The organism is Ruegeria sp. HKCCD7559, assembly GCF_013110575.1.
Lineage (GTDB): Bacteria > Pseudomonadota > Alphaproteobacteria > Rhodobacterales > Rhodobacteraceae > Ruegeria.
This window is the reverse complement of sequence record NZ_WVQU01000006.1, coordinates 158,581-178,377: the sequence shown is the minus strand read 5'-3', so window position 1 is coordinate 178,377 and position 19,797 is coordinate 158,581. Positions and strand designations below refer to the sequence as shown.

Annotated in this window: 15 protein-coding genes; 10 read left to right on the top strand and 5 right to left on the bottom strand. The window is 58.4% G+C overall.

Going from position 1 to position 19,797, the window contains the following annotated elements; all coding sequences use genetic code 11:
- Nucleotides 1-7: 7 nt before the first annotated feature.
- Complete coding sequence (locus GS605_RS16030) at nucleotides 8-1,063, top strand: aldolase/citrate lyase family protein (RefSeq protein WP_171724617.1); 1,056 nt, start codon at nucleotides 8-10, stop codon at nucleotides 1,061-1,063.
- 99 nt (nucleotides 1,064-1,162) lie between these two features.
- Here the strand turns inward: GS605_RS16030 and GS605_RS16025 are convergent, their stop codons facing one another.
- From GS605_RS16025 to paaG, 4 genes are read right to left on the bottom strand one after another with little or no spacing between them, the layout of a single operon-like run.
- Nucleotides 1,163-1,759, bottom strand: a complete 597-nt coding sequence (locus tag GS605_RS16025) for a TetR/AcrR family transcriptional regulator (protein WP_171636514.1) — start codon at nucleotides 1,757-1,759, stop codon at nucleotides 1,163-1,165.
- A gap of 3 nt (nucleotides 1,760-1,762) precedes the next feature.
- Nucleotides 1,763-3,073, bottom strand: coding sequence for a phenylacetate--CoA ligase PaaK (gene paaK / locus GS605_RS16020; protein WP_171724616.1), 1,311 nt, complete (start codon nucleotides 3,071-3,073; stop codon nucleotides 1,763-1,765).
- Nucleotides 3,074-3,097: 24 nt separating this feature from the next.
- Entirely contained in the window at nucleotides 3,098-3,523 is a 426-nt protein-coding gene (gene paaI, locus GS605_RS16015; protein ID WP_171229484.1) for a hydroxyphenylacetyl-CoA thioesterase PaaI, read from the bottom strand.
- 2 nt (nucleotides 3,524-3,525) lie between these two features.
- Nucleotides 3,526-4,311, bottom strand: coding sequence for a 2-(1,2-epoxy-1,2-dihydrophenyl)acetyl-CoA isomerase PaaG (gene paaG, locus GS605_RS16010; RefSeq protein ID WP_171636510.1), 786 nt, complete (start codon nucleotides 4,309-4,311; stop codon nucleotides 3,526-3,528).
- 103 nt (nucleotides 4,312-4,414) lie between these two features.
- Here paaG and GS605_RS16005 point away from each other — a divergent pair, with 103 nt between their 5' ends.
- The 6 genes from GS605_RS16005 (at nucleotide 4,415) to paaZ (ending at nucleotide 12,787) form a co-directional block, all read left to right on the top strand.
- Complete coding sequence (locus GS605_RS16005; RefSeq protein WP_171724615.1) at nucleotides 4,415-6,448, top strand: FAD-dependent oxidoreductase; 2,034 nt, start codon at nucleotides 4,415-4,417, stop codon at nucleotides 6,446-6,448.
- A gap of 70 nt (nucleotides 6,449-6,518) precedes the next feature.
- A complete protein-coding gene (locus GS605_RS16000) occupies nucleotides 6,519-7,538 on the top strand; it encodes a TRAP transporter substrate-binding protein (protein ID WP_171636506.1) in 1,020 nt (339 codons plus the stop codon).
- A gap of 57 nt (nucleotides 7,539-7,595) precedes the next feature.
- Nucleotides 7,596-8,099: a TRAP transporter small permease gene (locus GS605_RS15995; RefSeq protein ID WP_152460571.1), complete on the top strand. Its 504-nt coding sequence runs from the start codon at nucleotides 7,596-7,598 to the stop codon at nucleotides 8,097-8,099.
- Nucleotides 8,099-9,451 carry a TRAP transporter large permease gene (locus tag GS605_RS15990; RefSeq protein ID WP_171636504.1) on the top strand — a complete coding sequence of 451 codons (1,353 nt, stop codon included), beginning with the start codon at nucleotides 8,099-8,101 and terminating at the stop codon, nucleotides 9,449-9,451. The genes GS605_RS15995 and GS605_RS15990 overlap by 1 nt, the downstream gene beginning before the upstream one ends.
- Nucleotides 9,451-10,638 (top strand): cytochrome P450, encoded by a 1,188-nt coding sequence (locus GS605_RS15985; RefSeq protein WP_171724614.1) that lies wholly within the window; start codon nucleotides 9,451-9,453, stop codon nucleotides 10,636-10,638. The genes GS605_RS15990 and GS605_RS15985 overlap by 1 nt, the downstream gene beginning before the upstream one ends.
- Nucleotides 10,639-10,756: 118 nt before the next feature.
- On the top strand, nucleotides 10,757-12,787 hold the full coding sequence (gene paaZ, locus GS605_RS15980) for a phenylacetic acid degradation bifunctional protein PaaZ (RefSeq protein WP_171724613.1): 2,031 nt from the start codon (nucleotides 10,757-10,759) through the stop codon (nucleotides 12,785-12,787).
- A 319-nt stretch (nucleotides 12,788-13,106) separates the two neighbouring features.
- On the opposite strand, the gene GS605_RS15975 is transcribed toward paaZ, so the two are convergent.
- Nucleotides 13,107-13,559, bottom strand: a complete 453-nt coding sequence (locus GS605_RS15975) for an Lrp/AsnC family transcriptional regulator (RefSeq protein WP_171636498.1) — start codon at nucleotides 13,557-13,559, stop codon at nucleotides 13,107-13,109.
- A 115-nt stretch (nucleotides 13,560-13,674) separates the two neighbouring features.
- Between GS605_RS15975 and GS605_RS15970 the strand changes: the two genes are divergently transcribed.
- From GS605_RS15970 to GS605_RS15960, 3 genes are all read left to right on the top strand, one after another.
- Entirely contained in the window at nucleotides 13,675-14,874 is a 1,200-nt protein-coding gene (locus GS605_RS15970) for a methionine gamma-lyase (RefSeq protein WP_171724612.1), read from the top strand.
- Nucleotides 14,875-14,888: 14 nt separating this feature from the next.
- Entirely contained in the window at nucleotides 14,889-17,270 is a 2,382-nt protein-coding gene (locus tag GS605_RS15965) for a 1-deoxy-D-xylulose-5-phosphate synthase N-terminal domain-containing protein (protein WP_171724611.1), read from the top strand.
- A gap of 387 nt (nucleotides 17,271-17,657) precedes the next feature.
- The gene (locus GS605_RS15960) at nucleotides 17,658-19,634 is read left to right on the top strand and encodes a DEAD/DEAH box helicase (RefSeq protein WP_171724610.1); all 1,977 of its coding nucleotides are present in this window, start codon (nucleotides 17,658-17,660) and stop codon (nucleotides 19,632-19,634) included.
- Nucleotides 19,635-19,797 lie beyond the last annotated feature (163 nt).

Sequence of the window (19,797 nt, the reverse complement as noted above, 5' to 3'; positions counted from 1 at the left end):
AACGCCAATGCCCGCGCCAAGCAATACGTTCAAGGCCGCGCTGAGGGCGGGAACCCCTTTGATCGGGTGTTGGGTTGGGCTGGCCAATGCCTATACGGCCGAGATCGCCGCAACGGCGCAGTTTGACTGGCTGCTGGTTGACGGAGAGCATGCACCAAACGATCTGCGCTCGATCCTCGAGCAGGTGAGGGTGATTGAAGGATCTGGCAGTATCCCCGTCGCACGCCTGCCGATTGGCGAAACCTGGATGATCAAGCAATATCTCGATGCCGGTGTGCAGAACATACTGGTGCCGATGGTGGAAAGCGGCGATCAGGCGCGCGAACTGGTGCGGGCCGTGCAGTATCCACCTCGTGGCGTTCGGGGCGTAGGTTCCGCTTTGGCGCGGGCTTCGCGTTTTGCGGCTATCCCGGATTATCTGAAAACGGCGGACGAGCAGATCTGTCTTTTGGTGCAGGTCGAAAACAGGCTTGGGCTGGAGGCGCTGGACGACATACTGGCGACCGACGTCGATGGGGTGTTCGTCGGCCCGTCGGATCTGGCCGCAGATATGGGCCATATCGGCGATGCCGGGCACCCGGACGTGATCGAGGCCGTTCTTGATGCGATCCGGCGCATCGTTGCGGCAGGCAAGCCGGCAGGGATATTGTCACTGGACCCGGTCATGCAGCGAAAATGCCTGGATCTGGGGGCAACATTCGTGGCCACGGACATCGATGTGACTTTGTTCGCCAAGGCAATCCGGGCCGCTGCTGCTGATGGGCTCAGCCTGCTGCCCGATCAGGTGGCTTCGGGAAGCGCACAGACAGGCGCGGCGTCGAAATACCTGCAACAGCTTTGCAAACACTGGTCGCGCAAGGCTCAGGTAACATTTGATGAAACGCAAGGCAGCGTGAGCTTTCCGGACGGGAACCGCGTCACGCTTTCGGCAGGTGATACCAGCCTGACCGTAACCGCCGCCACCCGGGCGCGCGGTGATCTGGCCCGATGGCAACAGGTCATCGAGGCTCATCTGGCGCGTTTTGCGTTTCGGGAAGAGTTCCGCATTGATTGGTCAGGATGAGGAAAACACGTTGCGGCCCTGAATCCGGCTCTGTGGCAACAGGACAAAGGCAGGCACACCTGCGTTGGATTTGAAACGGTTTTGCCCGAAAGGCCACAACTAGAGCTTGTGGATACCATGGACGGTCAGCGTACTGACCAGATCGGCATAGTCTTCGCGGGCTTTGGGGCCCGCGCCGGTGTTCCACATGTAATACCAGTTCAGCATCCCAAAAACTGACATCGTGGTGCCGCGCAGCTTGTCCTTGTCATCATTGAAGGCTGTCGGGGCCAGCTCTTTCAGGATGTCGCGCACAAAATTTACCAATTCCAGCTGATACCCGCGCAGAAGTTTCTGCTGTTCCTCGGTCAAGGCGCTCATGCCGCTGATCTGCACCCGGTGTTCGTCATCTGCGCCTTGATAGGCAAACAGGATTTCGCGCACCGCTTTCCGCAGCTTCTGTTCAGACGTAAGACCGTTCAGATCCACATTGCAGATACGGTCGCGAAGCTCGCGCAGGTAGGTTTCAAGGATGTCATACAAGATGGCATCCTTGCTGTCGTAATAGTGGTAGATGTTTGCCTTGGAAATCCCGCACTCTTTTGCCAACAGGGTCATCGAGGCGCGATCAAACCCTTGGTCGGCGAACACTTTGGCGGCCATTTTCAGGATTTGCTTCCGCTTCTGGTCGTGATCTTTGGCGATTGTACGGGCCACGGCTTATTCCTTATCGCGATTGTCGACGACGCGCTTCGCCTTGCCCTGAGAGCGTTCGACGTCGCCGGGGTCACCTACAACAATTTCCGTTGAGACGCCAACGACGTCCTTGATCCGCTTGGTCAGCATCCGTGCCGCGGCCGTCTTGGACAGTTCGTCGGTGGAATCCGGGGACGATTCAACATAAACCCGCATGGCGTCCATGCGGCCAGATTTGTACAGCTCTATCTGATAATAAGGGGCAAGGCCCCCCGTCGCCATGACCTGTTCTTCAATCTGGCTGGGAAAGACGTTGACCCCGCGCAGGATCATCATGTCGTCGCTGCGACCGGTGATTTTGGCCATCCGGCGCATGGATCGTGCTGTCCCCGGCAACAGGCAGGTCAGATCGCGCGTGCGATAGCGGATCATCGGCAACCCTTCCTTGGTCAGGGTCGTGAACACCAACTCGCCGGTTTCGCCATCGGGCAGGACCTCTCCGGTTGCAGGATCAATGATTTCAGGCAGGAAGTGATCTTCCCAGATCACCGGGCCATCCTTGGTTTCAACGCATTCATTGGCCACCCCGGGCCCCATGATTTCGGACAGGCCATAGATGTCGACCGCATGCATATCAAACGCATCCTCGACTTCGGCACGCATGGCGTCCGTCCAGGGCTCGGCACCGAATACGCCAACCTTCAGCGAGCTTTCACGCGGGTCGAGTCCGGCCTTGTGGAACTGTTCAAGGATATTGAGCATATAGGAAGGCGTAACCATGATCCCGTCGGGGCGGAAATCGTTAATCAGGTTGACTTGCTTTTCGGTTTGCCCGCCGGACATGGGGACGACGGTCGCGCCAAGCCGCTCGATCCCGTAATGTGCACCAAGACCGCCGGTGAACAACCCGTAACCATAGGCATTGTGCACCATGTCACCTTTACGCAAGCCCGATGCGCGCAGGGACCTTGCGCCCAGATCCGCCCAATTGTCGATGTCGTTTTTCGTGTAGCCCACCACAGTCGGCTTGCCCGTCGTACCGGACGAGGCGTGCAGGCGAATGATCTGGCTGCGTGGAACGGCGAACAGGCCGAACGGATAGTTGTCACGCAGATCAGTCTTGTACGTGAACGGAAACTTCGCCAGATCCGAAAGCTGCTGAAGATCGTCGGGATGCACACCGGATTCGTCAAACCGTTGCTTGTACATCGGAACGTTCTCATAGGCGTGGCGAACGGACCATTTGAGGCGTTCAAGCTGCGTCGCGCGGATTTCGTCGATCGAGGCGATCTCGATCGGGTCCAGATCCGCTTTGTTTGGGGAAAGGTCTTCCATCGCGTCACTCCTCCAGTCGCGAAGCTATTCCTGAAAATTCTGCCCGCCGACCGCGCGGGACATTCCGCGAAACTCGGCGATCAGGGTGTTGTCTTGGTTGGTGACGCGCACGTCATAGATGCCACTGCGGCCGGTGACGGCAACCTCTGACGCGGTTGCGGTCAGATGGTCCCCTTTTTTTCCGGGCGCGAGGTAGCTCATCATCGTATGCTGGCCGACGGTTGCCACGTTGCGGCTGTTGCAGGCGAAGGCAAACGCGCTGTCGGCCAGGGCATGAGTGACGCCCCCGTGGCAAATGCCATGCCCGTTGCAGTGATGGTCCCCGACTGTCAGGGTCAGAACTGCACGGCCTTCGTCGACTTCGACCAGATCCATCCCGAACCATTTGCTGGCTTGGTCATTCGCCCACATCGCTTCAGCGGATTTCGTGGCACGTTCCTTGGGTGTCATCATCAGCGTCCCTGGAAATTCGGTGTCCGCTTTTCAAGAAAACTGGATACGCCTTCGGCGTAATCCGCGCTTTCCCCGCAGGTCTTCATTGCGTCTGCTTCGATCTCAAGCTGATCCGAGAGCGACGTGGTGGCAGCGGTTTGAATGCACTGTTTTGTCAGCCCGAGCCCGAGGGTTGGGCCGTTTGCCAATTGCGCGGCAAGTGCGCGCGCTTCGGTCATCAATTGATCATCGGCCACCGCCTTCCAGATCAGCCCCCAATCTTCGGCTTGCTTGGCCGGAAGGGGTTGGGCTGTCAGGGCCAGCCCCTTGGCGCGCGCCTCGCCCAACAGGCGCGGCAAGTGCCAACTGCCGCCCGTGTCGGGAATCAGGCCCACCTTGGAAAAGCTCTGAATGAATTTTGCACTTTCCGCGGCCAGAACCATATCACAGGCCAGCGCCAGATTTGCACCCGCCCCGGCGGCTACTCCATTCACGGCGCAGATCACCGGGATATTCACTGACCGGATCAACCGGACAAGAGGGGCATAGAATCTGCGTACCGTTTTGCTTAAATCCGGCGGGCCATCCATTTTCGACGGGTCGCGATCGCCGAGGTCCTGACCGGCACAAAAGCCTCGTCCGGCACCGGTCAGCAATATCGCGCGGGCCCCGCCGTCGCGCGCGGCTTTCAGCGCATCCTGAAGCGCCAGGTGCATTTCTTCATTGAACGAGTTCAGCTTGTCCGGGCGGTTCAGGGTGATTTCGGCCCAGTTCCCGTTGTCTTGTACAAGAATCGTATCGCTCATGACTGTCTCATCTGGTCTCGTTTCAACTTAATCATTGCATTAACCGAACGGTTGGTCAATATATAAACCCGAACCGAATCTGAACCGATCAAAGGGATTGCAAATGTCGCAGTCGTCGCTGGTGAGCGTTGAATTTAAGGGCGACGTGGCGTGGGTCACCGTTGACAACCCGCCGGTAAACGCGACGTCGACAGGAGTTCGCCAAGGGCTGTCTGACGCCGTTGATGCGGTCAAGGGGGCGCGGGTGGCGGTGCTGTGTTGCGCTGGAAAAACCTTTGTCGCAGGCGGCGACATGTCCGAATTCGATGCGCCGCCGGTCGAGCCGCACTTGCCCGACGTGGTTCAGAAAATCGAAGACAGCGAGGTTCCGTTCATTGCCTGCATGCATGGCAACGTGCTGGGTGGTGGGTTCGAAATCGCCATGGCCTGTGCGTGGCGGATCGCAGCGCCGGGAACGGGTTTTGGTCTGCCGGAAGTCAATGTGGGCTTGATCCCCGGGGCAGGGGGCACACAACGATTGCCGCGTCTTGTCGGGATGCAGGCTGCAATTGACATGGCTTGTTCGGGCAAAATTTTCAAGGCAGAGACACTGGCCGAGCTTGGCGGTGTCGACCTTGTCGCCGAAGACCCCAAGGCTGCTGTTCTGGACTTGGTAGCGGATCTGCCCGAACGCCCAATACCCGTCAGCCAGCGTGCTGTGGCGGAATTTGCGCCGGATCTGTTGGAGACGAGCCGCGAGGCTTTGAAGAAACGCGCCAAGGGGCAGAAGTCGCCGTTGGAAAACCTGACGGCGCTTGGTTGGTCGGTTGAGCCATTTGCCACCGCACAACCGAAAGAGCGCGCGCGCCATCTGGAGTTGCGCCAAAGCCCGGAAAGCCGCGCTTTGCGCTACGCGTTTTTTGCTGAACGGGCCGTGTCCAAACCTTCTTTGATCAAAGACGTGGCCGCCCGTGACATAACACGGATCGCCGTTGTCGGAGGTGGGTTGATGGGGGCAGGGATCGCAACTGCCGCCCTGAACGGCGGGCTGTCCGTGACGTTGATCGAGCGAGACGCTGACGCCGCGGCCGCGGCGCACAATCGGGTCGAGGGTCTGCTGCAAGGCGCGGTCAAGAGAGGCAAGATGTCCGAGGCGCAGCTTCGGGATCGCCTTGCTGCGTTTCGTGCGGTGAACAGTTATGCAGACGCTGCGGATGCCGAACTGGCGATCGAGGCCGTCTTTGAAGACCTGTCCGTCAAGCAACAGGTATTTGACGAGCTGGCAAGCCATATGAGCAGCGATGCGATTTTGGCCACCAATACGTCCTATCTGGACCCGCGCGAAATTTTCGCGGACGTCGGCAATCAGGCCCGATGCATCGGGCTGCATTTCTTCAGCCCGGCCCATGTCATGAAGTTGCTCGAGGTCGTGGTAGCTCCGCAAACGTCTGCTGAAGTGGTCGCAACCGCGGTCGCGCTTGGGAAGAAGCTTCGCAAGGTTTCGGTGCTGTCGGGTATCTGCGATGGGTTCATTGGCAACCGCATGTTGGCCGCCTATCGGCGCGCGGCCGATTATCTGCTGGCAGATGGGGCGCTTCCCTATCAGGTGGACCGTGCAATGCGGGCGTTCGGGATGCCCATGGGGCCTTACGAGCTTCAGGATCTGACCGGTCTTCAAATTGCCTGGGCGAACCGCAAACGCAATTCCGCCAACCGCGACCCGAACGAACGTTATGTCACCATCGCGGACCAGCTTTGTCAGCGTGAGCGTTTCGGCCAGCGTGTCGGCAAAGGGTGGTACCGCTACGAAGAGGGCAGTCGTGATCCGGTTCGTGATCCCGAAGTTGAGGCATTGATCGAAGCTTATTCCGACCAGCAGGGCATCACCCGCAGGGATTTTTCGGACGAGGAAATCTGTTCGCGGTTGCTGGCGGTCTTGGCCAACGAGGGCGCTTTGATCATTGAAGAGGGGATCGCGGAAAACGCCGAAGCTGTCGATATGGTTCAAATCCATGGATATGGCTTTCCCCGCTGGAGAGGAGGACCGATGAACTATTGCAACGAAATCGGCATCAGCCGGTGCGCCGCAAATATGCTAACCGTAGTGAAAGAAAGCCCAGGTTCGTGGCGCCTCGCGGGCCAATTGGAAAACAATTAACATGTTGATGGTTACAAAAGTGACCATTAACGCATTCTCGAGTCATGTTTCACAGGGAGGAGACAAAACCATGAAGTTCACCAAGTTGAGCACTCTTTTGGCCTCGGCCGCGCTGGCTGTTTCGGGCACAGTGGCGCTGGCGGCGGATTATACGCTGACGATTTCCAGCTGGGCACCGCCGACCCACGGCATCAACGCGAAGATGTGGCCGAAATTCGTGGAAATGGTCGAAGAAGCCACCGACGGCAAAGTCACTGCTGAACTGAAGCTGGGAATTGCCCCGCCGCCGGCGCAGATGGATCTGATCATGGATGGCGCGGCGGATGCGTCGATCATCTTCCATGGTTACCAGCCCGGTCGTTTCGTCACCACCAAGATGATTGAGCTGCCCGGATATGAGGGCTCGGCCGAAGCGGCCTCGGTCGCGTATTGGCGTACATACGACAAGTATCTCAAGGCAGCGGACGAACATCGCGGTGTGAAAGTGATCGCCCTGCACACACACGGCCCGGCACAGCTTCATTCCAGCAGCTCCGTGACCAACCTCGACGAGGTATCAGGCCTCAAGGTGCGTATCCCGGGTGGTGTGGGCGGAGATGTCGGCACGGCGCTGGGCGCAACCGGAATCCAGGTTCCCGCGCCGAAAGTATACGAGACACTCGCGTCGAAAGCTGCTGATGGTGTGGTTATGCCATTTGAATCCCGTAAGGGTTTCAAGCTGACTGAAGTGGCGCAGAACGTATATGAAGTTCCGGGTGGCCTGTATCGCGGTTCATTTGCGTTCATCATGAACGAAGACACTTTTGCGGATCTTCCCGCCGATGTGCAGGCCGCTTTGGAAGAAAAGGTCTTCGGCGAACCGCTGAGCCGCGAAATCGGTAAAATCTGGGATGAGATCGACGCGATCGGCCGTGAGGCGACCGAACAGACCGAGGGCAACGCGATCAATGCAGCCTCTGCTGAAGATCTGGAAAAGTTCAACGCGATTGCTGCCGATGTGCGCGCCAAGGTCATCGAAGAGGTCAATGGCACCGGTGTTGATGCGCAAGCCGCTTATGACATGATCGTTAACGAAATGGCTGCCCAGTAACACAGCCCGGCTGGCGGGGTTGACCCGCCAGCCATCTTCACCCGTTGGGGGCCAATCATGCAATCTATCGTGACCTTCGCGCGTCGCGTCAGTATCATTCCGACGGTGCTGGCCTGTGTGGCGCTGTTCATCCTGATGGTGATGACCTTTTTTGACGTCATCCTACGCTCAGTCTTCAATGCTCCGATCGAGGCGGCAACCGAACTGACGCGGATTCTGATGGCGATCCTTGTGTTCTCGGTTCTGCCGATGATTTCGGCCGGGAAAGGGCAAATCGCCGTTGACCTGACCGATGGAATTTTTTCCCGCCTGCGGCTGAGCAGGGCACGCGATGCAATTGTCTATCTGGTGTCTGGCATCATGCTGATCTGGCCGATTCAGCGCGTTTGGGTTCTGGCTGAACGTGCACGGGATTACGGGGACGTCACCGAATACCTGTCGATCCCTGTCTTCTATGTCGGCTGGTTCATCGCCGCCTTCACTGCAATAACGGCCGTTGCGATGGTCATCACCGGTCTTTTGCACATTTTTGCCCCCCAAACCTTGTCGGAGCACGCCTGATGACTGCCGCACTGATCGGTTTCGCCCTTGTCCTGGTTCTTGTGTTGGTACGCTTGCCCATTGTGTTTGCGATGGGCCTCGTGGGGACGCTTGGGTTCGCATATGAACGCGGTGGCAGCATCCTGTCCGAGCGCGGGCTGAAGGCCGCCATGTCGATGGTGGGTCGCCAGATTACCGATACGGCACAGGACTATGGCCTTTCGGTCGTGCCACTGTTCATCCTCATGGGTCTGTTCGTGAACAAGGGCGGGCTCGCGCGCGAATTATACGCGGTTTCAAACGCCTTCCTGGGCCACTTCCGAGGTGGTATCGCCATGGCGACGGTTGCCGCGTGCGGCGGCTTTTCGGCCATTTGCGGTTCCTCGCTGGCAACGGCTGCGACCATGTCCAAAGTCGCGATGCCCGAGATGCGCCGGTACCGCTACGCGGATGAGTTGTCGACCGCGTCGATTGCCGCCGGTGGCACGCTGGGTATCCTGATCCCACCGTCGGTCATTTTGGTGATCTACGGCCTGTTGACCGAAACATCGATCGGCAAACTCTTCGTTGCGGGCATAATTCCCGGTGTACTTGGTATCCTCTTCTATCTGTTCGCGGTGCGCTGGACCGTTTGGCGCAGGCCCGAGGCCGGCCCCGCCGGTGAACGCCACGGCTGGGGCGAACGCCTGTCGGCCCTGCGCTCGGTCTGGGCGGTGTTGCTGTTGTTCTTCCTGGTGATCGGCGGCTTGTACGGAGTGTTCGATTTCCATCCTTTGAACCTGACCTTCAGTCCGACCGAAGCCGCTGGTATGGGCGCGATGGGGGCGTTCCTGATCGCATTGTCGCGCGGCGGGCTGACCCTAAGATCGACCTTTGAAGTGCTGAAGGAAACCAGCTTCACCGCCGCAGCGCTGTTCTCGGTTCTGATCGGCGCGCAGATCTTCTCGAATTTCATCAACCTGGCCGGTCTGCCCGAAGCGTTGATCGCCCTGGTCACCGCATATGAGGTGGAGCCCTTCGTCGTGATCCTGATGATCCTCGGGATCTACATCATTCTGGGATGCGTCTTTGAATCGCTGTCGATGCTGTTGCTGACGGTTCCGATCTTTTTCCCTCTGGTCACGTCATTGGGATACGATCCGATCTGGTTCGGCATCGTTGTCGTCGTCGTGACCGAGATCAGTTTGATCACGCCGCCCGTGGGTCTGAACGTGTTCATTCTGAAAGGCGTGGTCGGGGACGTATCGACCGGAACAATCTTCAAGGGGGTCACACCGTTCTGGGTGGCAGACATCTTCCGTCTGGCTCTGATCGTTCTGGTGCCGTGGCTGGTTCTGGTCCTTCCCGAACAAATGGGAGCGATGGGTCACTGATGTTCTCTCTGACTGCGCTTTCGGACGGGTTTCATGCGGATCCCTATCCAACCTACGCCGCGTTGCGCGAAAACACGCCCGTCTGCTGGCAGCCCGATGGTTCGGTGGTCCTGTCGCGGTATGACGATCTGGATCTGGTGTACCGGGATACCGAGCGTTTCATTTCGGATAAAAAGGCGGTTTTCGGCCCCAAATACGGTATCGATAGCCCGCTGTACGAACACCATACCACCAGCCTTGTGTTCAACGATCCGCCCCTGCATACCCGCGTCCGCAAGGTCATGGTCGGCGCTATGAACCCACGGGCGCTGGCGCAGATGGAACCGGGCCTGATTGAACTTGTGGATGGGCTGCTGGACGAGATGCAGGCCAAGGGCTCGGTAGAGTTGATCGAGGATTTCGCCGGTGCCATCCCGATCGAGATCATCGGCAACCTGCTTGGCATTCCCAGATCGGAACGTGGCCCTTTGCGGGATTGGTCTTTGGCTATTCTGGGCGCTTTGGAACCCCAATTGACGCCCGAGCAGGAAGAGTGGGGCAACCGGTCGGTATCTGATTTCAAGGACTATCTTCGGCATGTCATCGAAGATCGCCGGGCCAACCCCGGAGATCCTGCGACGGATGTCCTGACACGGTTGATGCAGGATGACACCGACGGTGGCTTGACCGAGGTCGAGCTGTACCAGAACTGCATCTTCATTCTGAATGCAGGGCACGAGACCACCACCAACCTGATCGGCAACGCATTGGAACTGTTGGAACGGCACCGCGACAAGCGGGCCGATCTTCTGGCCAATCCGGATCTGATCAACACGGCAGTGGACGAGTTTCTGCGGCTGGAAAGCCCAAATCAGTTTGGCAATCGTCTGACCACCGAAGATGTAACGTTCCACGGTCAGACCATTCCGGCAGGTACGGACATTCACCTGTGTATCGGCGCGGCCAATCGCGATCCGCGGCAGTTTGAACAACCTAATGAGGTTGTATTGGATCGGCGCCCCAACAAGCATCACGCGTTTGCCGGAGGTCCCCATACCTGCGTCGGCCTGACCCTGGCCCGTATGGAGGGGCGCGTGGCCGTCGGACGGTTTCTTGCGCGATTCCCGACCTATCGCATCACTGACGGCGCCGAACGGGGCGGGCGCATCCGGTTTCGGGGTTTCGCGCGACTGCCAGCGCAAGTCTGAGATGTGCGGTTTGGGTGACAATTCGCCAATTTATTGACCGACCGTACGGTTTATATTATGGTTTCGTGAGACGGGCATATGGCCGCGCGAAGTTCACACAACAAATGAGGAGACGCTCATGACAATCCAACAGATTTCCAGCTTCGCGGCCGGTGAATGGGTTGCGCCCGGTGCGGGTGCCCGCAATATTACAAGCGCAGTCACCGGCGAGGTGATCGCCAAGGCCGGCAATAGCGCGTTGGATGTGCAGGGGATGCTGGACTATGCGCGCAATGTCGGCGGGCCGGCGCTGCGGCAGATGACGTTCCACCAGCGGGCCAAGATGCTCAAGGCGTTGTCCGTTCATTTGGGTCAGCACAAACAGGAAATGTATGACCTGTCTTTCAGCACAGGTGCGACCCAGTCCGACCACTTGATCGACATAGACGGTGGTATCGGCACGATGTTCGTCTTCGCTTCGAAAGGTCGACGCGAGATGCCGGACGGATATGTCTATCTGGACGGTGAGGTCGAGCAGTTGTCGCGCAATGGCACTTTTCTGGGGCAGCACATCTGCACCCCGTTGCATGGGGTGGCGGTTCACATCAACGCGTTCAACTTTCCTGTCTGGGGGATGTTGGAAAAGCTGGCTCCAACCCTTCTGGCAGGCGTTCCGGCCATCGTAAAACCGGCGACGAACTCGTGTTACGTCACCGAACTATGCGTCCGGCTGATGCTGGACTCCGGCATTTTGCCTGCAGGCGCGTTGCAGCTGGTTTCGGGTGGTCTGGGCGATATGCTGGACCGTCTGACCATGCAGGACGTGGTCAGTTTCACCGGATCCGCGGAAACGGCGTCGAAACTGCGTTCCAACCCGGTCATCCTAGAGAATTCTGTTCGTTTCGTGGCCGAGCAGGACAGTCTGAACTGCTCGATCCTGGGCCCTGATGCCGAGCCCGGAACGCCGGAATTCGACCTTTTCGTCAAAGAAGTCCAGCGCGAGATGACCACGAAGGCCGGGCAGAAATGTACGGCGATCCGCCGGATCATTGCCCCAGAGCCTCAGGTGCAGGCGGTGATCGAAGCCCTGTCCGCGCGGTTGGCAAAAACGGTCATCGGCGACCCGCGGCTGGAAACCACACGCATGGGCGCGCTGGTCTCGAACGGTCAGAAACGCGATGTTCTGGAAAAGGCGGCAATCATCGGGCAGGAAGCCGAGCGCGTTTTCGGCAACCCTGACGATTTTCAGGTTGATGGGGCGGATGCCGAGAAAGGCGCGTTCCTGCCGCCGATGTTGTACCACTGTGCCAATCCGGATGCGGCCCGACGCGTCCATGACACCGAGGCTTTTGGCCCGGTCAGCACGGTGATGGGGTATCGCGATCTTGACCATGCGATCGATCTGGCGAACCGCGGGCAGGGGTCGCTGGTGGCATCGGTCATAACTCGTGACGTGGATGTGGCGCGGCAAGTTGCCCTTGGGGCCGGGGTCTATCACGGGCGGCTGTATTTCAACAATCGTGACTCGATGAGGGAATCCACCGGCCACGGCTCTCCTCTGCCGCATATGGTTCACGGCGGACCCGGACGCGCTGGTGGCGGCGAGGAGATGGGCGGTGTGCGTGGCGTGAAGCACTACATGCAGAGGACAGCCATTCAGGGGTCACCCGATTTGCTGACCGCGATCGGGAACAAATGGGTTCCCGGCGCGACCGAGGTCGCAGGGCCAGCCCATCCGTTCACGCGCCGGTTCCACGAGCTGGCGATTGGCGAGACCCTCCACACGGCGCCCCGTACAATCACGATGGAAGACATCGAACACTTTGCCAATTTCACCGGCGATACGTTCTACGCACATATGGATCAGGCAGCGGCGGAACGGAACCCGTTCTTCCCGGGCCGTGTGGCCCATGGGTATCTGCTTCTGTCATTTGCAGCCGGATTGTTTGTTGAACCGAACGAAGGCCCGGTTCTGGCAAACACAGGTCTTGACGGGTTGCGATTCATGAAGCCCGTCGAGGCGGGTGATACCATCAAGGTGCGGTTGACGGTCAAGGCCAAGACCAAACGGAACGAAGAATACGGCGAAGTCCGCTGGCATGTCACCCTGACCCAACAGGATGATGAAATGGTTGCGGAATATGAGCTTTTGACGATGGTCGCCTACTAGGCCCGGAACCCATTGAATTCGGCAGGTCAGCGTGTTCACGGTTCGAAAAACGAGCGGTGAACATGTCTGATCTTCGGGATGCGTGCCAGAATCCGGGGGCGCAAACAGTGCGGGTTGCCTGCAAAGCACGCTAAGCGGCGCAATCGCGTCAAGATAATGTTCGACAGAATCAAGGGCTGGCTGCGCGCCACGACCCTTTGCGACCGAGGCTCAAAGGTCCTCTCGCCCGCGCCGCCATGAGTTGGCTGTGAAACCTTATCCCGGCGCGCGTTAAACATGCACATCAACCTGAGTTCGCAGATTGGCCGGGCGCGTTCCATCAGGGTGGAAAAACGGCGGTCTTCTTTACCGTTCCATAAACAAAGCTGGTGTCGATCGAAGCAATCCCACCGATCGGGTGAATTCTGTTTCGTATGAATTCTTCATATGCCTCGAGATCCGATACCAACACCCGCAGCTGGTAGTCCATTGCCCCGGTCAGCACGTGGCATTCAAGAACTTCGTCGATCATCCGAACGCGTTTTTCGAAATTCTGTACGTCCGTTTCATTGTGTCGCTCCAACCGGACCCGCACAAAAACGGTAATGCCTATGCCGTATGCGGCGGCGTCCACATCTGCGCTGTAACCCTTTATGATCCCGCGCGCTTCGAGGTTCTTGACCCGGCGCAGACACGGCGACGGAGACAGGTTCACCTCGTCGGCAAGGTCCTGGTTCGTCATGCGCCCGTCCTTTTGCAGCGCCCGAATGATCTGTCTGTCTTTATCGTCCATTTCAACCTTAAAATTGGCAGAATCTGCCAATATAGATCGCTGTTTTGATACTATTTGCAAGCACAAGCCCAAAGTAAAAGTGCAAACTGGCGTCAGCTTGAAACAGGAGCTTGCAATGACTCGTTCAACCGGATTTGCCACCCGCGCCATTCACCACGCTTACAACCCTCTGGAAAATGACGGCGCCCTTACCCCACCGCTGCATTTGACGTCCACGTTTACCTTTGAAACCGCAGAGGCTGGTGGAGAGATGTTCGCCGGTGAACGCGCAGGTCATATCTACAGCCGTATTTCGAACCCCACATGTGACCTTCTGGAACAACGCATTGCGGTGCTTGAAGGGGCCGAGGCCGGACTGGCCCTTTCCAGCGGCATGGGGGCGATCACGGCAGTGCTTTGGACCCTGCTGTCGCCGGGGGACGAAGTCATCGTGGACAAAACGCTCTATGGCTGCACCTTCGCCTTCATGCGCCACGGTCTGGCAAAATGGGGGGTCACGATCACCCATGTCGACATGACAGACCCAGAGAACCTGAAAGCTGCCGTTTCTGACAAAACCCGCGTTGTCTATTTCGAAACTCCGGCCAATCCGAACATGCGCTTGGTGGACATCGCCGCCAGCGCCGAAATTGCGCATTCGGTCGGTGCAACGGCTGTCGTCGACAACACCTATGCCAGCCCCTATCTGACCCGCCCGATCGAGCACGGGGCGGATATCGTTCTGCATTCTGCCACCAAATATCTCGGTGGGCATGGCGACGTGGTCGCTGGTCTGGTTGTCGGCACCGCCGAACAGATCGCCGAAATCCGCCTGGTCGGAATGAAGGATATGACCGGTGCGGTCATGGCCCCTTTCAACGCGATGCTGATCCTGCGTGGTCTAAAAACACTGAACCTGCGTCTGGATCGTCATTGCGCGTCAGCCAAGGTCGTCGCTGATTTTCTCGAGGCGCACCCCGCCGTCGGTGAGGTTTATTTTCCCGGGCTGAAAAGCTTTGCCCAGCATGATGTCGCGCAGCGGCAAATGTCCCAACCCGGCGCCATGATCGCGTTCGAGATCAAGTCCGGCCTGTCCGGTGGGATCGAATTCATGAACCGCCTGAACATGATCCAGCGCGCGGTGTCCTTGGGCGATGCCGAAACGCTGATCCAGCACCCTGCATCCATGACGCATTCGACCTATACCCCGGAAGAACGGGCCGCGCATGGGATCAGCGATGGTTTGATCCGTTTGTCCGTCGGGCTTGAGGATGTCGAAGATATCCTCGCAGACCTGGAGCAAGCTTTGCCGTATCCTGCCCGCAGCGCCGCCTGAACCCGGAGACCGCCATGCACATTGATCCCACTCAGTTGAAGATCGTTGAACAACGTCTGCTATGGTTGTCGCATTGGATGATCCACAATGCCAACCAGATCCGACCAAAGGTGGATGGGATCAAGGTTGGTGGCCATCAGGCGTCGTCTGCTTCGATGGTGTCGATCATGACCGCGCTCTATTTTTCGGCCCTGCGCGCTGAAGACCGGGTGGCGGTCAAACCCCATGCCTCGCCGGTTTTCCATGCGATGCAGTATCTCATGGGCAATCAAACGCGCGAGAAGATGGAAAACTTCCGTGGTTTTGGCGGTGTGCAAAGCTATCCCAGCCGGACCAAGGATATCGACGACGTCGATTTTTCTACCGGGTCTGTGGGTTTGGGTGTCGCGATCACCTCGTTTGCTTCGATCATTCAGGATTACATCAAGGCCAAGCGCTGGGGCTCGGATGCTCCGATGGGGCGGATGGTGGCCCTTGTAGGCGACGCAGAACTGGACGAAGGCAATGTGTACGAGGCATTGCAGGAAGGCTGGAAGAACGACCTGCGCAATACGTGGTGGATCGTTGACTACAACCGGCAATCCCTGGATGGCATCGTCCGCGAAGGGCTGTTCGAACGGATTGAAAAGATCTTCGATGCGTTCGGTTGGGATGTCGTGCGCGTGAAATATGGGGTTCTGCAACGCGCGGCCTTTGAAGAACCAGGTGGCGATCGCCTGCGCGACTGGATCGATGCGTGCCCCAATCAGGAATATTCGGCTTTGACCTTCATGGGTGGCGCAGTCTGGCGGCAGCGTCTCATGGACGATCTGGGGGATCAGGGGGATGTGACCGCCCTGATCGAACGGCGGACGGATGCAGAGCTGGCTGCCCTGATGGAAAACCTTGGCGGCAATTGCGTCGAGACCATGGCCCGGACATTTGCCGCCATCGATCATGATCGCCCGACCTGTTTCCTGGCCTACACCGTCAAAGGGTGGGGCACCCCCATCGCAGGTCACAAGGACAATCACGGCGGGCTGATGAACAACAGCCAGTTCGCCGCGTGGCAGTCGCATATGGGCGTGCCGAAGGGCGAGGAATGGGAGCCGCTTGCGACGGTGCAGGACCCAGCCGCATTCAAGGATTTTCTGGCAAAGGCACCGTTCTTTGCCAAGGGTCCGCGCCGCTATTTCGATGACAAGCTGGACGTGCCACGGATCGAGGTCGACACCAGCCGTGAAATCTCGACCCAGATGGCGTTTGGCAAGATCCTTGACGATCTGTCAAAAGGTGATGGCCCGTTGACCGAACGCATCGTGACAACCTCTCCGGATGTCACCGGCACGACGAACCTGGGGCCTTGGGTTAACCGGCGCAAGCTGTTTGCCCGATCCATGCAAGCCGATGCCTTCATAGAACATCGGATCCCTTCGACGGCGAAATGGGAGTTCACTCCGGAAGGGCAGCATATCGAGCTTGGGATCGCCGAAATGAACCTGATGCTACTTCTGGGAGCGGCGGGTCTGTCGCATTCCCTGTTTGGCAAACGGTTGATCCCGATCGGCACCGTCTATGACCCCTTTGTCAGTCGCGGCCTCGATGCGCTAAACTATGCCTGTTATCAGGATGCACGCTTTATTCTCGTCGGTACGCCATCGGGCGTGACACTGGCACCTGAAGGCGGAGCGCATCAATCCGTTGGTACCCCCCTGATCGGCATGAGCCAGGACGGGCTGGCCGCATTCGAACCCGCCTTTGCTGATGAACTGGCGGTGATCATGGAATGGGCCTTCGACTATCTGCAACGCGACGGTGAAGGGCAACCGGACGAGCGCACATGGCTGCGCGATGAAACCGGCGGTTCCGTCTATCTGCGTCTGACGACCAACCCGATTGAGCAGCCGGGCAAACGCGTGGATGACGAGTTCCGCCAAGGTGCCATCGATGGGGCCTATTGGTTGCGAAAACCGGGGCCCAATTGCGAAGTTGTAATCGCCTATCAAGGTGCCGTCGCGCCCGAGGCAATCAGGGCCGCCGGTATCATCGGCGAGGGCCGTCGCGATATCGGCGTTTTGGCCGTGACGTCCGCGGATCGGCTGAATGCCGGTTGGACGGCTGCACAACGCGTGCGGTCGCGGGGCAACCCCGCCGCACTTTCCCACATCGAGGCCCTGATGTCTGGCCTGCCGGCGCATTGCAATCTGGTCACCGTGATTGATGGGCATCCTGCAACATTGTCGTGGCTGGGCGCTGTGCGCGGTCATCAGACCATTCCGATGGGGGTCGAACATTTTGGCCAGACAGGAACGATCGGTGATCTCTATCGCCACCACTGCATTGATGCCGATGCCATCATCGAAAAAGTGAATGGTTTGACCCGTGGCAGAGTACTTCATCGGGCAACAAGCGCTTGAGATCGGGCCAACAAGATCAGGAACGAACCAGCTCGGGCTCTTGTTTGACCTATGTCGCATCGACGACGGTCATGTCATCGAAATGATCGGCACGATTGTGTGTGTCCGGTGCGTTTCTCCGACGCCCAACGGCAGGCATCTGCCAGCAAGATGTCGAATTTTGTACCCGCGTTGACCCAGGCTTGACGCGGCCCGGCCCTGGCGGTTGCGTCAGGGTCTGACCTGTCAGGGTGTTCCCTTATTGGAAGCTTTTCGGCGAAAATGCCCGTTTTCCCGTCTATACAACCGGGATGGCAGCCGGTAAGGGGCTGTCTTTACCCTTGGATGATCCGCTGATCGCAATTCCGCACAGCGCCTATCACCTGGCCGATACAAAGAACCACCACCGTGAAACAAACCATTGCAGATGCGCTAGCGCGCAAGGGCTATGATACATTGACCCAAGTTCAGCGAGCCGTCACCCAGCCCGAACTGGAAGGGCGCGACATGTTGGTTTCGGCACAGACCGGATCAGGGAAGACCATTGGGTTTGGTCTGGCGATAGCGCACAGGGTGCTGGGCGATGAAGAAACGCTCGGCAAACCCGAAGCGCCGTTGGCGCTGGTAGTCGCACCGACCCGCGAACTGGCACTTCAGGTAAAACGGGAACTTGGCTGGTTGTATTCCGGAGCGGGAGCGTTTCTGGCCTCGTGCGTCGGGGGCATGGACATTCGGGATGAACGTCGCGCGTTGGCCCGAGGCGCACATATCGTTGTGGCCACTCCGGGACGACTTCGCGACCATATCAATCGAGGTTCAATCGATCTGACAGCTATCCGAGCGGTTGTCCTGGACGAAGCGGATGAAATGCTGGATCTGGGGTTCCGCGAGGATCTTGAGTTCATCCTTGATGAAACACCCGCAGATCGTCAGACCTTGTTGTTTTCTGCCACTGTGCCACGCGCAATTGCCAATCTGGCCAAGCGGTATCAGCGCGAGGCGGTACGTGTGAGCACGGTCGGCGAACAGACCCAGCACGCGGATATCGAGTATCGGGCCATGACGGTGGCGCCGCGTGATGGTGAAAACGCGATAATCAATGTGCTGCGATATTACGAGGCCCCCAATGCCATCGTTTTCTGCAACACCCGAGCAATGGTTTCGCGCCTGACCGCTCGCCTGTCGAACCGGGGGTTTTCTGTCGTGGCCCTGTCCGGTGAGCTGACCCAGAGCGAACGATCCAACGCGTTGCAGGCCATGCGTGATGGACGGGCCCGGGTCTGTGTCGCAACCGATGTTGCGGCCCGCGGCATCGATCTGCCCAACCTTGATCTGGTGGTCCATGCCGAACTGCCCAACAGCCATGAAACACTGCTGCACCGGTCTGGCCGCACAGGTCGCGCCGGGCGCAAGGGCGTCAGCGCCATGATCGTCGCGCCATCATCGCGAAAAAAGGCAGAGCGCATTCTGAAATTTGCCAAGCTGACAGCAGAATGGGGATTGGCCCCGTCTGCCGACGAGGTGAACGAGCGTGATCAGGTTCGGATGCTGGCATCAGAGGACTGGCAGGTAGAGATTACGGTAAGCGAACGGCCGTCTGTTGAAAAACTGATTGCTCGCTTCACGCCCGAACAAATCGCGGCCGCTTACCTCAGGCAATACAAACTGCGCCATTCCGCCCCGGAAGAGCTGTCGGCGGTCGATCAGACCACCCCAAGACCACGGGCATCCTTTGGGCCCGGCGTCTGGTTTTCATTGTCCGAAGGGCGCAATCAGAATGCGTCCCCCCGTCATATGCTGCCGATGATCTGCAAGGCGGGCGATCTGACAAAAGACGACATTGGTGCCATTCGGATTGCCGAGGACGTAACTTATTTCGAAATCAGTGAAGCCAGTGTCGACCGCTTTTTGACCGCCATTGGTCCAGAGATGAAAATCGAAGAAACCAAAGACCTTGTGCGGTTGGATAAAGCACCGGACCTGTCGTCAACCGGTCGGTCCGGTCTCAAAAGTAAGTTCAAAGGCAGACCTACAGGACACAAAAAGGAAAACTCTCCGGCTGAGCGGAAAGCGCACCGCCGCCAATCCAAGCCCGAGGCTCAGCTTGCCCAGACCGTGCCCGCGACCGAAACCCGCCGAGCGTCGGATGACGAAGCAAAAAGCCAGTTCAGGGCTTCGGGCGCAAAACCTAAAAAGCGCAAGCCCGACAGTGTCGAGCAAAAGAGGGGTCGTTCCAAACAAGCCGGAGACGCGCCGAAAGGTCCGCCGCCACCGAAAGGCAAGCCAAACAGCAAGAAGAATCGTGCACGCGCGGCGGCCGTCAAATCCGCCAAGGGTGGCAACGCAGTTCCAAAACGTCGCAAACCCGGACCCAAGGGCAGTTGATTTCCGCCACGGACAAGGTTTGTACTCTGGCCATTGGCAAGTGACTAGGTGCTGTTGATTTCGGTCCCGGCATACACATGTGCTTAACAGTTGCGTGATTTTTAGGGGTTGGAGCAAACTAAGCTTTGCTCTTCTTGCCATCTCAACCGAATACTGTGGTACA